The following is a 14,409-nucleotide window of genomic DNA, read 5'->3' as shown; positions in this document are numbered from 1 at the left end:
GTAGCTAATGTTGACCTGACCTGGTGGCGGCGATCGAAGCCGCCACGCGGATCAGCTCAGCGCAAAGTTGACCGGGACGCGGACGCGACCAGCTGCCTTCGATCCACCGCTCTGGGCGGGGTTGAACTTCCACTTGCGCGCCGCTTCCATTGCAGCTCGGTCGAGGTCGCGGTTACGGCTGGACTTCTCGACAGACACATTGGTGACGTTGCCGCTGGCATCGACATCAATGATCAGGATGACCTCGCCCTGGATACCGGCACGGAATGCAGCCGGCGGGTAACGCGGCGGGTTCATGGCCTTGGACGAGATGTCCACGCTGGCCTGGATGTCAACCGGCGGCGACGGCGGTGCAGGCGGAGCCGGCGGCGTCACCACGTCGTTAGGACGCGGTTCCGGCACGTCGATCACCGGTGCTTCCGGCGGCGGCGGCAACGGCGAAGCCTTCGGCGGCGCCAGGTTCTTGACCGGCGGCGGCGGGGTGTCCTGCGGCGGCGGCGGCGGCGGCGGCGGCGGTGGCGGCGGCGGTGCGTCGACCAGCGTCACCATGACGTTGCGTTCCTTTTCCGCTGCTGCCTTGGGAGCAACGGCCGGAATCAGAAGCATCATCAAGGCTGCGAGATGCAGTGCGATTACAAATGCGATACCCGCGATACGCGGCCAGCTCAGGCCCGTTTCTTTCTGGGTGTCATACCTGTGGTGGAAGACCAGTTGTTCCGTCATGCGCCAAGAACTCTTTAGTGGGGTCGGGACGGTGGTGTGGAACCGCCCCTGATTCAGCGGTGCATGACACCGCAGGAACCTCCAAGCTTATACCAATCCTGACCAGCTGCGCATCAAAAATGCAGCCGTTCAGGCGTTATTCCTGCTTACTTCAGGTTGATGATTTTGTTTGCATCGGCAGGGTTTTTGATGCCCTTTGCCAGTGCATCACGCGCGGCCTGCTTTGCTTCCGGAATACGGCCTTCGGCATGCAAAACACGGGCCAGATTCAGGTACGTTTCACCGTCCTTGGACAGCGGGGCCGCGTTCCTCCAGGCTTCAATCGCCTGCGGCACCTGCTCGGTGTAGTAGTACGACTGGGCCAGCGCCAGGTAAGTCTGGTAGTCCGGCTTGAGGATGCCCTTCGACATGCCCTCGTTGATCACCGCAATGACGTCCCGTTCCTTGTTGTCGGTGTTGGCGTAGATCGAATACAGCTGCTTGTATTCGCGCTCTTCGGTGAGCTGTCCAGCCGCGCGCAGCTTGTCCATCACTGCGGCAGCCTTGTCCATCTGGTCGGCCTGCATGTACATGCTGGCCAGGTTGAGCTGGGCCTTCTTGTCGGCCGGGTTCTTGGCCGCCAGCGCTTCTGCTTCCTTGACCGCTTCACCGGTCTGGCCGGATTCGGCGTAGGAGGCCATCAACAGCTGGTTCCAGTTGTCCTTCGGCTCGGGCGAGGCAGCGATGGCCGCCTTCAGCACCGGGATCGCCTCGGCGTACTTTTCGCTCTGGTACAGCGCCTGACCCTTGATGATCAGTTCTTCGGGCTTGTTCGACTTGGACTCGGCGAAGTACTTGTCCAGGTTGGCCAGGCCTTCCACGAGCTGGTCGTCCTGCAGCTGCAGCTGGGCCAGCATCAACATCGCCTGGAAGTGGCCGTTGTTGTCCAGCTGGTTCAGCGCGATGGCCTGCTGCAGGTACTGCTTGGCGGCGGCGTTGTCGTCAAGGTTGTAGGCACCCTGCGAACCCAGCTGGTTGGCCACGGCCTTGTCGTAATCGTTGGCATCGGGCGAGGCGATGATTTCATCGGCCAGGGTGCGGGTTTCCGCGTATTCCTGCTTGTTGTAGGCAGCAAACAGCTTGTTGAGCTTGCTGCCCATCTTCGAGGAGGCCTTGCCCTTCGGGTCGACGCGGGTCGCTTCCGGGTACAGCACTTCAGCCTTGGCGCTTTCCTTGTTGCCACGACGCTCGGACGAGCGCGACTGCGCCGCAGCGTCAGCGACGACAACACCGCCCAATGCAGTGGCGATGAGGATGGAGAGCACGGCGTGCTTTTGGCTGCGGAAGATCATGTATCACCTCGAAGGAGCCGCCGTGGCGGTAGAAATTCAAACTGTCGGAACGAAACCGAGCACACAAACGTATCAGAAATTATTTGACGGAGAAATCACTTCTGATGGTGTACTGCAGCATTTCCCTACAACTAACCACAGCGTGGGACTACACCAGAACGCCGCGCCTGCTGATAAACAGGCTCCAACGCAGGGGTGTCACGCTGTAATTCACGGATGCGGTTGGCAGGGTCGGGATGGGTGGAAAGCCACTGGGGAGAACGGTTTCCACTGGCAGCCATCATGTTCTGCCATAGGTTTACCGCTTGTGAGGGGTCAAAGCCGGCCTGTGCCATCAGACGTTGCCCCACCACGTCAGCCTCACTTTCCTGCGTGCGTGAGCCGGGCAACAGAATGAGGCCCTGTGCGCCCATTCCACCGAACTGATTGACCGCGCTGGCGGCTGTATCGCCGTAGGCTGCGCCGGCCAGCGCGCCGAGAATGCCCAGGCCCAGCTGGGTGCTCTGCTGGCGGGTCAGGCGCTCTTCGTGGTGGCGCGAGATCACATGGCCGATTTCATGGCCGATCACCGCCGCCAGCTGATCCTGGTTCTTGGCCACGCTGAAGATGCCGGTATTCACCCCGACCTTGCCGCCGGGCAGGGCGAAGGCGTTGGGTTCCTTTTCGACGAAAACGGCCGTTTCCCAACGTACGCCATGGTATTGAGGCGGCAGCTGCGCCACCAGCGCGTTCACCACGCACTGCACGTAGGCGTTCTGCCTGGCATCGCGGTTGAGGGTCTGCTTGGCCTTGGTTTCAGCGAAGGCCTGGGCGCCGAGCTGATCCAGCTGCTGCTGGGAAACACCGCCAACCACCTGGCGCCGCCCGGTAGGGGAGGTGGTGGTAGCACAGGCGCTGAGCAACAGCGCGGCAACAACGGCTAGTCCGACAGCTTTCATTCGCGTTCCCCTGATTCACATCTGCAGTGTGCGAGCGTCTAGCTTAATTTTTCGTCAACCGCAGGTCGTTTTATTGCGTGCCGAACAGGACCATCGCCGCCAACGCAACCGCATTGTTCACAGCATGAGCGATAACCGCCGCCCATAACGTGCCGGTCTTGCGGTAAACCCAGGCGAAAGCTGCGCCCATGCCGCCGTAGATCAACCACAGCTGCAGCATTGCCGGAAAACTGTTGGGGCTGGTGCCGGGGATTTCATGCACCAGCGCAAATGCCATGCTGCTGAGCACGATGCCCAGCAGCGGGCGTCCAGCCGCCCACAGCCGCCCGAACAACACGCGGCGGAACAGCAGTTCTTCGTAGGCAGGGGCCAGCAGCACCGCGAACGCCACCAGAAACACCGGGTATTGCGCCCATGCCTGCTGCATCAACAGCAGGTTGGTGGGCACCGGTTCCACGCCCATCTGCTTAGCCGCCCAGCCAATGAAGCTGCTGCCGATAAAAACCCCGGCGGCGACCAGTGCGGTCCAGCCCCAGGTGGAAGCGCGGCGTAATGCCTGCTGCGACTGCGCGCGTTCTGCCGCGTTGGCGCGACGGCGCAGGAAATACAGCAGCAGCGCGGCACCGCCGGTGGAAAACAGCGCAATCAACATCTGCGCCAATGCGCCGGGCGCACCCAGCGCACTGGCCATTTCCGTCGCCGCAGGCGTGGTGCCGTCACGGGCGGCCTGCATGCCAACCTCAATACCGCGCCACAAGCCCCACGCCAAACCGCCCAGCACACTGAGGAACAACAGTGTGGCGATGCCGATCAGCAGATCCAGTCCGAAACCCAGGACCGGTGAACCGTGCGGCGGCGAAGACGAGGAGGGTGAGGAAAGCGGTACGTCAGGGAGGCTGGACATCGCGGACCTGGGAGTGGCACGGATAAGAAGTGGGCGCCGTTGCCGGCGCCCACGCTAGCGGCTGCGCTGGATCAGATATCCAGGTTCATGACCTTCAGCGCATTGCTCTCGATGAAGTCGCGACGCGGTTCCACCACATCGCCCATCAAGGTACTGAAGATCTGATCGGCTTCCACGGCGTCTTCGATACGCACCTGCAGCAGGCGCCGGGTATCCGGGTTGACCGTGGTATCCCAGAGCTGCTCGGGGTTCATTTCACCCAGGCCCTTGAAGCGCTGGATCATGCGGCCCCTCTTGGCTTCTTCCATCAACCAGGCCTGTGCCTGCGCAAAACCGGTGATCTCCGAGGATTTGTTGCCGCGGTTGATGGTGGCGCCTTCGCGCACCAGTCCGTGCAACAGCTGCGAGGCCTGATGCAGCTGGCGCAGTTCGCCGGATTCAAATGCAGCCAGCGGCAGCACCTGGGTATGTTCCTCACCCATGTGACGACGGTTGACCAGTACCGCAGCCGGACGCTGTTCGTTCGGTTCCTGCAGGACCAGGCTGTAACGCGGCGTACCCAGGCTGCCCTGGTTCAAACGCGTGGCCAAAGCTTCCAGGCCTTCGCCCGGGCCTGCGGTGCGCAGATGCTCCAGATCCATCGGGGTGAAATCCACCAATGCCTCGAGCAGGCTGCGATCGTAGCGGTGCGCGTTGCGGTTGATGGCTTCCTGCGCGGCGGCGTAGGTCATCAGCAGCTTTTCCAGCGCCACGCCTTCGATCGGCGGTTCGCCGGTGGCCGGGATCAGTGATGCATTTTCGACCGCGTTGTTGGCCAGATAGGCATCCAGCGCCGGATCATCCTTCAGGTACAGCTCGGTCTTGCCCTGCTTGATCTTGTACAGCGGCGGCAGGCCGATATACACGTAACCACGCTCGATCAACTCCGGCATCTGACGGTAGAAGAACGTCAACAGCAGCGTACGGATGTGCGCGCCGTCGACGTCGGCGTCGGTCATGATGATGATCTTGTGGTAGCGCAGCTTGTCCGGGTTGTACTCGTCGCGGCCAATGCCGGTGCCCAGCGCGGTGATCAGCGTACCGACCTGATCGGAGGCCAACATGCGGTCGAAGCGCGCACGTTCCACGTTGAGGATCTTGCCGCGCAGCGGCAGCACCGCCTGGTTCTTGCGGTTGCGGCCCTGCTTGGCTGAGCCACCTGCCGAGTCACCCTCGACGATGAACAGTTCGGACAAGGCCGGATCTTTTTCCTGGCAGTCGGCGAGCTTGCCCGGCAGGCCGGCGATATCCAGCGCGCCCTTGCGGCGGGTCAGATCGCGGGCCTTGCGCGCGGCTTCGCGGGCACGGGCTGCGTCGACGATCTTGCCGGCAATGGCCTTGGCTTCGTTCGGGTTTTCCTGCAGGAATTCTTCCAGCTTGGCACCGAAGGTGCTTTCCACCGCCGGCTTGACGTCGGAGCTGACCAGCTTTTCCTTGGTCTGGCTGGAGAAGCTCGGGTCCGGCACCTTGACCGACAACACCGCGATCATGCCTTCGCGCATGTCGTCGCCGGTGAAGCTGATCTTGGCCTGCTTGGCGATGCCGCTCTGCTCAATGTAGTTGTTGAGCGTACGGGTCAGCGCGGCGCGGAAGCCGGCAAGGTGGGTACCGCCGTCCTTCTGCGGGATGTTGTTGGTGAAGCAGTACATCGTTTCCTGGTAGGAATCGGTCCACTGCAGCGCAACTTCAACCACGATGCCATTGGCTTCGCCGGTTACCGCGATCACGTTCGGATGCAGCGGGGTCTTCACCTGCGCCAGATGCTCCACGAAGCTCTTGATGCCGCCTTCGTAGTGGTAGTCGTCGCGACGGCCTTCGCCGCGCTCGTCCACCAGGGTGATGTTGACGCCGGAGTTCAGGAACGACAGCTCGCGCAGGCGGCGGGCCAGGATTTCGTAATGGAACTCGACGTTGCCGTGGAACGCCTTTACCGACGGCCAGAAGCGCAGCACGGTACCGCGACGGTCGCTGGCTTCCAGCTGCTTCAGCTGCGTTACCGCGGCACCGTCGGCATATTCCTGCTGGTAGTGGAAACCGCCCTGGTAGATATCCAGCATCAGCTTCTGCGACAGCGCATTGACCACGCTGACGCCGACGCCGTGCAGGCCACCGGAAACCTTGTAGCTGTTGTCGTCGAACTTGCCACCGGCATGCAGGACCGTCATCACCACTTCAGCGGCGGAGACTTCGCGGTCGAGCTTCTGGCTCATCTGCGCGTGCTTGCCCACCGGAATGCCGCGGCCGTTATCGGCCACCGACACCGAACCGTCGGCATGGATGGTGACCAATACGTTGTCGGCATGGCCGGCGAGTGCTTCGTCGATGGAGTTATCGACAACCTCGAACACCATGTGGTGCAGGCCAGTGCCGTCATGGACGTCGCCGATGTACATACCGGGACGCTTGCGTACAGCCTCCAAGCCTTCCAATGCGGTGATGCTGTTGGCGTCGTAATTGCCGTTGTTGACCGGGGTGTTCTGTTCTTCGCTCATTGCGCTTGCCGTAGGCTCCGCAGGTCATGCGCCATTCCGTGGAACAGGCATGAGAGATAGGGGATGACGTTCCGATTATACCTGCCGGGGGGGGTTCCGCCCTGAAGGCTTCAGTTCACGGCATTGATGGCGCCATGTTCCACGTGGAACACAGCTGCGGGATGCAGATCGGCTGCAAGGGCGGCCGGTGTTTCGGTGGCGGTGATGAAGATCTGCGCAGGTGTCCCTGCAAGATACTCCAGCACGCGCTGTTGGTGGTTGCGATCCAGCTCCGAGCCAAGGTCATCCAGGGCGATGACCGGCCATTCGCCACGCTGCGTCGCATAGTCGTCAGCCTGGCCGAGCAGGCAAGCCAGCGCCGTCAGCTTGGCCTGGCCTCGCGACAAGGCATCACGGCCGGGAATCTGCGTGAAACCTACGCTCCAATCGGCGCGATGTGGGCCTACCGAGGTGTAGCCGGCGCTGCGATCGCGTTCGCGTGCCAACAACAAGGCGTCGCTCAGCGGCATTTCGTGCCGACGCCAACCCGGCTGCAGTTCCAGACTGTTCAATTGCAGGCCCGGCGCCAGATCGGCGGCAATCGCCACGGCCCGATCCTGCAGCCTTTCCAGATAGTGCTGGCGCCTGGAGGTAAGCGGGGTTCCCGCTTCGGCCAGCTCCCAGTCCCAGGCATCGAGCTGCTTTCCCGGGGCGCCCATCTTCAACAGGGCATTGCGCTGTTTGAGCGCACGGGTATAACGCCGCCACAGGGGGAGGAAGTCAGGTTCCACGTGGAACAATCCCCAATCGATGAAACGCCGGCGCGGTTCACTACCGCCGCTGACCAACGCATGGCTACCCGGTTCAAAGGTCACCACGGCCAGCGCGGCGCAGAGATTGCCCAGTTGCAGCACATCTTCGCCGTCCAGGCGGCCTTTCCAGGCCTGTCCGCTGTGCCGCAGACCGGCGCGACGCGTTGAAACGCCTTGTTCTGCGCCGGTTCGTTCCTGCCATTCGACAAAAACGTCCAGATTCTCTGCGCCTTTCTGCACCAGGCCATCGCGCACGCGGCCACGGAAGCTGCGCCCATACGCCATCAGGTGCAGGGCTTCGAGCACGCTGGTCTTGCCAGCGCCGTTGGCGCCGGTAATGAGGTTGATGCCGGGGCGGGGAGCCAACTCCACCGAATCGAACCGACGTACACGGTTCAAGGCAACACGGACGATATGCATTGACGCTCGAAAGAAAGCATGACGCCGCCACGCAGTCCGTGGCTGGCCATGCGCAGCTTAAAGCATCCGCCCTGTTTGAGCAGTTCCGTTCGACTGCCAGCTGCCGGCGTAAACAGGTGCCACGTGGAACACCCCCGCATTTCTTCAAATCTGAGAGGTGGTGTGGCCAGAGCTGCTGCAGATTTCACGAAATCCGGCGTCTTTTTCCGGAATGTATAGGTCGGGGTACAAACCCTGTGTATAAGTGGGGCAATCTGTGGATAAGATGACCCCTTGAAGCACCCTTCGGTCTTATCCACAGATATCCACAGGCTTGAAGGCGAGTTCTACAGGGGGTTTCAAGGCCAATAAGGCTATGTAAAACAGCAACTTAAGGTAGTTTTACATAAAATCTGCTCCTACCATCACCACCAAGCTTTTGATTTATTCTCAGATTTAAAGCATAGAGCTGAGAAAACCGGCAGCCAGAAAGGGCCAAAATCCAAGCCTGTGATTTCTTGAAATCTGCGGGCGGAGATACTGCTAGTTGTTTCAGATTTGAAGAAATCTGGCGCTGGCTGAAACCGCTTCGTCTGCCTGCCCTGCGTCCTCGGATGCCGCCACGTGGAACAGGGGCAGATTTCTTCAAATCTGATTGCCTGCTGGCGGTGAGTACTCGCGGATTTCAAGGAATCCATGGCGCATCGACAGCTCGCCCAGGACTTGGACACGCGGCAGGTCGGCGCATGGCAAAAGTTTCAGTGAATCGAGGCGATTGGCATTGCGCGGATAGCTACATTGCTGGACCGGCCTGCAGTCCTCGGTAGGTCTTGCCGATCTACCAACAGCGCGGAGGGGCAGGGGACTGGATCCCGGCATCGAAAGCATTGGCCAGTGCTGACGTAATTGGTTCAGCCCAGCCAGAACGTAGCGGTAGGGCCAACGACTACGCGGAGAACGCTGAAGCGGAGAACCAGGTCTTCTCCGGCAATCGGTGTTCTGTCGCGACCATGCCCGCCGCTTCATCAGCCGGAGAAGGAAAACCAACTGCGATCCAGCCGCAGCTCCGCGAGAACCCTGCAGACAGGCCCAGCAAACACCCAGTAGCTGGCGAATCTGCCATCGAAAGGGGCTGTTCCACGTGGAACCTGGTCTGGAAGCGAAGCAAAAAAAAGCCCGGCATCAGCCGGGCTTCTTCGTGTTCCACGTGGAACCTGCTGGTCAGAGACGCAGCGGCATCACCACGTGGCGCGACTTCTCGCTGCTGGCTTCACGCACCAGCGCCGAGGAGTTGGAATCGCGCAGCTGGATCACAACGTGCTCATCGCGCAATGCCGACAAGGCGTCGAGCAGGTAGTTCACGTTGAAGCCGATCGCCAGGTCGCTGACCACGGTATCGGCTTCAATTTCTTCCTGCGCTTCTTCCTGCTCCGGGTTGTGCGCGCTGATTTTCAGCTGGCCCGGGGTGACTTCGACGCGAACGCCGCGGTACTTCTCGTTGGAGAGAATGGCCGCACGCTGCAGCGAGGCACGCAGGGTTTCGCGCTCAACCTTCACTTCGCGGTCGGCACCGATCGGGATCACCGCTTCGTAATCCGGGAAACGGCCGTCGATCAGCTTCGAGGTGAAGGTGACATCGTCGCGCTTCATGCGCACGTGGCTACGGCCAACTTCCAGCTCCACCTCACGCTCGCCGCCTTCCAGCAGACGCTGCAATTCGGTAACGCCCTTGCGCGGCACGATGATCTGACGCTTTGCGCCGTTATCGTTTTCCAGTGCGGTTTCGCACAGCGCCAGGCGGTGACCATCGGTGGCCACGCAACGCAGGATGCTGTCGCGCAGGTCGAACAGCAGACCGTTGAGGTAGTAGCGAACATCCTGCTGCGCCATGGCGAAAGCAGTGCGTTCGATCAGTTCCTTCAGCGCCGCTTCCGGCACGACGACGCGCTCGGTAGCTTCAACTTCGTCAACCGACGGGAAGTCGTTGGCGGGAAGGGTGGCCAGGGTGAAACGGCTGCGACCGGCCTGGACGGTGATCTTGTCGCCGGTCTGCGAAACCGTGATGCGGCTGCCGTCGGGCAGGGCACGGATGATTTCGAACAATTTACGCGCCGGAATCGTGGTTTCGCCGTCCTGGGCATCTTCGACCGCGATGCGGGAGACCATTTCCACTTCGAGGTCGGTACCGGTCAGCGAAAGCTGGCCGCCTTGAACCTGGACGAGGAAATTAGCCAGAACCGGCAGAGTCTGGCGGCGTTCAACCACGTTGACGACCTGGGCCAACGGCTTGAGAAAGGCTTCGCGCTGCAGTGTGAAACGCATGTGGTTTCGTGCCCCTATGCTTTTAAAAGATGTGGATTAAATCAAAAGCTTGGTGGTGCTGGTAGAGCCAGATTTGGTTTAAAACACACCCAAGTGTTTGTTTTATATGGGTTTATTTGCTTTGAAACCCGTGTATTACTGGCACTGAGCAGGTGGGTGAAGCTGTGGATAAATTTGCTGCGTTTTTACCAGCCAATCTTATCCACAACTTCTCCAACGCCTGCCCCCGAATCATGCACCGTTTTGTGCGATGACGCCGCTGTGGCGTCGGTGCATGATTCGCTCAACTTCTCACCACCTCGCCGATCAGCCGATGAATTTCCCGCCCAAATTGCCGACGAGAGCCTCCTGAGGTGATGTTGCTGCGCTTACTCGCTGAGCTTGCGGATGAGCTTTTCCCAGTCCTCGCGCAATTTGCCGTCGGTTTCCATCAGGGTCCGGATCTGGCGGCAGGCATGCAGCACCGTGGTGTGGTCGCGGCCGGCAAACGCATCGCCGATTTCCGGCAGGCTGTGTTCGGTCAGCTCTTTGGTCAGCGCCATCGCCACCTGGCGGGGACGGGCCAGCGAACGGGTGCGGCGCTTGGACAGCAGATCCTTGATCTGCAGCCCGTAGTAATCGGCAACCGTTTTCTGGATGTTGGGAATGCTGATCGCCTGCTGCTGGGCACGCAGCAGATCGCGCAGGGTTTCCTGGGCAAACTCGGTGGTGATCGCGCGGCCGGTGAAGTTGGCGCGGGCGGTCAGCGTATTGAGCGCACCTTCCAGATCGCGCACGTTGGAGCGCATCTTCTTGGCGATCAGGAACGCCACGTCGTCCGGAATGTCGGCGCCGCGTTCGCGGGCCTTGGCCAGCACGATGGCGGCACGGGTTTCAAAATCCGGCGGCTCGATGGCCACCGACAAACCCCAGGCAAGACGTGACTTCAGGCGTGCTTCCAGACCTTCCACTTCGCGCGGGTAGCGGTCGCAGGTCAGGATGATCTGCTGCTTGCCGTCGAACAAAGCGTTGAAGGTGTGGAAAAACTCTTCCTGGGTGCGGTCCTTGCCGGCGAAGAACTGGATGTCATCGATCAGCAGCGCATCGACCTGCTGGAACTGCCGCTTGAACTGGTCCATGGACTTTTCCTGCAGCGCACGGATCATCGCGCTGAAGAACTGTTCCGAACGCAGATACAGCACCTTGGCACCCGGATTGGCCTGGCGCATGGCATTGCCGGCCGCCAGCATCAGGTGGGTTTTACCCAGACCGGTGCCGCCGTACAGCAGCAGCGGATTGTGTGCACGATCGCCCGGTTTCTGCGCGGCCTGGAATGCGGCAGCCAGACCCAGCTGGTTGCTGCGGCCTTCGACGAAATTGGTGAAGGTGTAGTGCGCGTCGAGGTTGCCGTTGAACGGCACCACCGGCGCGGCCGGCACAAAACTGGCCGTCGGGGCCAGCAACGGAGCCGGCTCCGGCGCGCGCGGACGCGAGCCGATTTCCAGGATCACCTCGCCGAAACCGGCAAAGTGGGTCAATAGTTCGCCGATGCGCGGCAGGTAACGTTCGCGCACTTGATCGACAATAAACGCATTTGGCGCGTACAGCACAAGGCTGTCAGCGCGTTGGTCAGCCTGAAGCGGCTTCAACCAGGTGTGGACATCTTCGGGCGGAAATTCCGCCTCCAGACGTTCGAGACAACGTGTCCAGGCATCCATCAGCAATAGTCGTCAAAGGCTTGGCAGCCGGGCGCAGAAAGCCGCCGGGCCACAGGCCGGAAGGGGGAAAGTGGATGGCCCAGCCTACCACCGCAGGCCCGATGCGGGAATGCTTGTCCCGGATTTATTCACAGGCTCATCCACAAGATGTACACCGGCCTGTGGATAGCTTTGTCAGCCAGGACTTGACGAGGCCCCAATAGGGTCTATAGAATTTCCGGTTCTTTCCGTCCACTTCATACAGGTGCCCCAATGGCCACCAAGCGCACGTTCCAGCCCAGCAACCTCAAGCGCAAGCGCGATCACGGTTTCCGTGCTCGTATGAAGACCGCCGACGGCCGCAAGATCCTGTCGCGTCGCCGCGCCAAGGGCCGCAAAGTCCTCAGCGCTTGATTGCGTTGCCGCGTGAAGCGGCAATCGCAACACCGATCGTGATCAGTGCCTACCCGCGTAAGCGATTTCCTCGCTCTGCGCGGGTTCGTACGCGTGCCGAATATACAACGGTCTTCAACGGCGCCCGCCGTGTATCCGAACCTTTGATGACACTCCACTGGTTGAAAGGGGATAGCCCCGCTCGACTCGGTCTGGCTGTGTCACGCAAGGTGGATACGCGTGCGGTCGGTCGTAACCGTATCAAGCGTGTGTTGCGGGATGCAACACGCCATCTACGGTCGTGCCTGAGCGGTGGCGACTACGTCATCGTCGCCCGATCCGCGGCCAAGACCGCCAGCAATCAACAGATCCGTGAGGCGTTCGAGCGCCTGCTGCGCCGTGCCGGCGCATTGCCCCCTGTGGCTGCGGGCGGCACAATGCCGCCGCGCGAGGGCGTTGATGCCCCTCTTCCTTTGAACGTACCGGACACCTCCTCCGGTCGAGCCGAGCCTGCCTGCTGATGAACCAGACCCGTGTATTCCTGATTTTTGCCTGGCTGATGGTAGCCGTGCTGCTGTGGATGGAATGGGGTCGCGAAAAGGCCGCACCGGATCCGGCGACCGTAGCTACCACCCAACCTGCCGTACCCGTCGCCAATGACGCCGACCTGGCCGCTCCGGGCACCGCCGAAGTGCCGCAGGCCACCGTGCCCGGCCAGCCGCCGGCCGCCCCCGCCGTGGCGGGCATGGAAGCCGCCTCCAATGCACAGCGCGTCACCGTCACCACCGATGTGTTGAAGCTGGTGCTGGATGGCCGCAGCGTGCTCGATGCCGATCTGCTGCAGTTCCCGCAGACCAAGGCCGCCGGCAGCCCGCCGGTGCAGCTGCTCACCGAAGACAAGGCGCACCCGTACAGCGCCACCGCCGGTTGGGCCAGCCAGAACAACTCGCCCGTCCCCGGCGCCAATGGCTTCCAGCCGGCAGCCGGTGTCACCGCCGTCACCCTGGCGGAAGGCCAGGATGAAGTGCAGGTGCCGTTCGTCTGGAACGGCCCCAACGGCGTCAGCATCCACCGCACCTACACCTTCAAGCGCGGCGATTACGCCGTCAGTGTGAAGGACGAAGTGGTCAACACCGGCACCGCGCCGTGGCAGGGCTATGTGTTCCGCAAGCTCGACCGCGTGCCGCCGGTGATCACCAAGGGCATGACCAACCCGGATTCCTTCAGCTTCAATGGCGCCACCTGGTTCAGCCCGGCCGATGGCTACCAGCGCCGTGCGTTCAAGGACTACATGGAAGACGGCCCGATCAACCAGACCATCAGTGGTGGCTGGGTGGCGATGCTGCAGCACCATTTCTTCACCGCCTGGATTCCGCAGGCTGACCAGTCCGCGCTGTACCTGCTGTCGCAGAACGGCCCGCGCAATGTGATCGAAACCCGCGGCCCCGGCTTCACCGTGGCACCGGGCCAGAAGGTCAGCACCGAGGCGCGCCTGTGGGTGGGCCCGAAGCTGGTCAACCAGATCGCCAAGGAAGACGTGAAGGGCCTGGACCGCGTGGTCGATTACAGCCGCTTCTCGATCATGGCCATCATCGGCCAGGGCTTGTTCTGGGTGATGAACCAGGTGCACAAGCTGGTCGGCAACTGGGGCTGGGCGATCATCGGCCTGGTGATCCTGCTGAAGATGGCGCTGTTCCCGCTGGCCAATGCGCAGTTCAAGTCGCAGGCCAAGATGCGCAAGTTCCAGCCGCGCATCGCGCAGCTGAAAGAGCGCTACGGCGACGACAAGCAGAAGTTCCAGACGGCAATGATGGAGCTGTACAAGAAGGAGAAGATCAATCCGCTGGGCGGCTGCCTGCCGCTGCTGATCCAGATGCCGATCTTCTTCGCCCTGTACTGGGTGCTGGTGGAATCGGTGGAATTGCGCCAGGCACCGTGGCTGGGCTGGATCCAGGATCTGACCGCACGTGACCCGTACTTCATCCTGCCGATCATCAACATCGCGGTGATGTGGTTCACCCAGAAGCTGACCCCGGCTGTGGGCATGGACCCGATGCAGCAGAAGATGATGCAGTTCATGCCGCTGGTGTTCGGCGTGATGATGGCCTTCATGCCGTCCGGCCTGGTGTTGTACTGGGTGGTCAACGGCGGCCTGAGCCTGCTGCAGCAGTGGTGGATGATCAAGAAGCACGGCGAAGATGCGCCGGGCAAGGTGATCGAAGCCAAGTAAGCAAAAGCCCGCCGCAAGGCGGGCTTTTCGCATGTGGGGGGAGCCTCGCGAAGACAGAACGTTCGGCTGTTTGTAGGAGCGGCGTAAGCCGCGAAGCCGACGCAGCATCAGATCGCACAGGTTCCTGATGTTCCAGCAAGGCCAGCTTCGCGGCTTACGCCGCTCCTACAA

11 protein-coding genes are annotated in these 14,409 nt (G+C 61.6%); 3 read left to right on the top strand and 8 right to left on the bottom strand.

Annotated features, from left to right (window positions below):
- Nucleotides 1-51: 51 nt before the first annotated feature.
- The 8 genes from ACVOKO_RS03675 to dnaA all read right to left on the bottom strand — a co-directional run bounded on the left by ACVOKO_RS03675 (nt 52) and on the right by dnaA (nt 11,636).
- Entirely contained in the window at nt 52-723 is a 672-nt protein-coding gene (locus tag ACVOKO_RS03675; RefSeq protein WP_430980706.1) for an energy transducer TonB, read from the bottom strand.
- 146 nt (nt 724-869) lie between these two features.
- Nucleotides 870-2,054, bottom strand: a complete 1,185-nt coding sequence (locus ACVOKO_RS03670) for a tetratricopeptide repeat protein (protein ID WP_346497386.1) — start codon at nt 2,052-2,054, stop codon at nt 870-872.
- A 131-nt stretch (nt 2,055-2,185) separates the two neighbouring features.
- The gene (locus ACVOKO_RS03665) at nt 2,186-2,992 is read right to left on the bottom strand and encodes a M48 family metallopeptidase (RefSeq protein ID WP_346497384.1); all 807 of its coding nucleotides are present in this window, start codon (nt 2,990-2,992) and stop codon (nt 2,186-2,188) included.
- Between the two features lie 70 nt (nt 2,993-3,062).
- On the bottom strand, nt 3,063-3,896 hold the full coding sequence (locus ACVOKO_RS03660) for a CPBP family intramembrane glutamic endopeptidase (protein WP_346497382.1): 834 nt from the start codon (nt 3,894-3,896) through the stop codon (nt 3,063-3,065).
- 71 nt (nt 3,897-3,967) lie between these two features.
- Nucleotides 3,968-6,427: a DNA topoisomerase (ATP-hydrolyzing) subunit B gene (gene gyrB, locus ACVOKO_RS03655; protein ID WP_346497380.1), complete on the bottom strand. Its 2,460-nt coding sequence runs from the start codon at nt 6,425-6,427 to the stop codon at nt 3,968-3,970.
- 110 nt (nt 6,428-6,537) lie between these two features.
- Nucleotides 6,538-7,638, bottom strand: a complete 1,101-nt coding sequence (gene recF, locus ACVOKO_RS03650; protein WP_346497378.1) for a DNA replication/repair protein RecF — start codon at nt 7,636-7,638, stop codon at nt 6,538-6,540.
- A gap of 1,200 nt (nt 7,639-8,838) precedes the next feature.
- Entirely contained in the window at nt 8,839-9,939 is a 1,101-nt protein-coding gene (gene dnaN, locus ACVOKO_RS03645) for a DNA polymerase III subunit beta (protein WP_057629944.1), read from the bottom strand.
- Nucleotides 9,940-10,307: 368 nt separating this feature from the next.
- On the bottom strand, nt 10,308-11,636 hold the full coding sequence (dnaA, locus tag ACVOKO_RS03640) for a chromosomal replication initiator protein DnaA (RefSeq protein ID WP_346497375.1): 1,329 nt from the start codon (nt 11,634-11,636) through the stop codon (nt 10,308-10,310).
- 252 nt (nt 11,637-11,888) lie between these two features.
- On the opposite strand from dnaA, the gene rpmH reads away from it, so the two are divergent.
- Genes rpmH through yidC form a run of 3 tightly spaced genes read left to right on the top strand, consistent with a single transcriptional unit; the run spans nt 11,889 to nt 14,238 of the window.
- Nucleotides 11,889-12,029: a 50S ribosomal protein L34 gene (gene rpmH, locus ACVOKO_RS03635; protein WP_006404565.1), complete on the top strand. Its 141-nt coding sequence runs from the start codon at nt 11,889-11,891 to the stop codon at nt 12,027-12,029.
- A gap of 5 nt (nt 12,030-12,034) precedes the next feature.
- Nucleotides 12,035-12,529, top strand: coding sequence for a ribonuclease P protein component (gene rnpA / locus ACVOKO_RS03630; protein ID WP_430980710.1), 495 nt, complete (start codon nt 12,035-12,037; stop codon nt 12,527-12,529).
- On the top strand, nt 12,529-14,238 hold the full coding sequence (yidC, locus tag ACVOKO_RS03625) for a membrane protein insertase YidC (protein WP_346497373.1): 1,710 nt from the start codon (nt 12,529-12,531) through the stop codon (nt 14,236-14,238). Before rnpA ends, yidC begins: the two co-directional genes overlap by 1 nt.
- Nucleotides 14,239-14,409: the final 171 nt, after the last annotated feature.

This window comes from Stenotrophomonas sp. STEN240 (assembly GCF_056756175.1).
The sequence above is the reverse complement of the archived record's forward strand: the minus strand, read 5'-3'. Positions and strand labels throughout refer to the sequence as shown.

What these genes read in the sequence shown, in the direction of transcription:
- ACVOKO_RS03675 (WP_430980706.1), bottom strand. Translation starts at nt 723, where the DNA reads ATGACGGAACAACTGGTCTTCCACCACAGGTATGACACCCAGAAAGAA.
- ACVOKO_RS03670 (WP_346497386.1), bottom strand. Translation starts at nt 2,054, where the DNA reads ATGATCTTCCGCAGCCAAAAGCACGCCGTGCTCTCCATCCTCATCGCC.
- ACVOKO_RS03665 (WP_346497384.1), bottom strand. Translation starts at nt 2,992, where the DNA reads ATGAAAGCTGTCGGACTAGCCGTTGTTGCCGCGCTGTTGCTCAGCGCC.
- ACVOKO_RS03660 (WP_346497382.1), bottom strand. Translation starts at nt 3,896, where the DNA reads ATGTCCAGCCTCCCTGACGTACCGCTTTCCTCACCCTCCTCGTCTTCG.
- gyrB (WP_346497380.1), bottom strand. Translation starts at nt 6,427, where the DNA reads ATGAGCGAAGAACAGAACACCCCGGTCAACAACGGCAATTACGACGCC.
- recF (WP_346497378.1), bottom strand. Translation starts at nt 7,638, where the DNA reads ATGCATATCGTCCGTGTTGCCTTGAACCGTGTACGTCGGTTCGATTCG.
- dnaN (WP_057629944.1), bottom strand. Translation starts at nt 9,939, where the DNA reads ATGCGTTTCACACTGCAGCGCGAAGCCTTTCTCAAGCCGTTGGCCCAG.
- dnaA (WP_346497375.1), bottom strand. Translation starts at nt 11,636, where the DNA reads ATGGATGCCTGGACACGTTGTCTCGAACGTCTGGAGGCGGAATTTCCG.
- rpmH (WP_006404565.1), top strand. Translation starts at nt 11,889, where the DNA reads ATGGCCACCAAGCGCACGTTCCAGCCCAGCAACCTCAAGCGCAAGCGC.
- yidC (WP_346497373.1), top strand. Translation starts at nt 12,529, where the DNA reads ATGAACCAGACCCGTGTATTCCTGATTTTTGCCTGGCTGATGGTAGCC.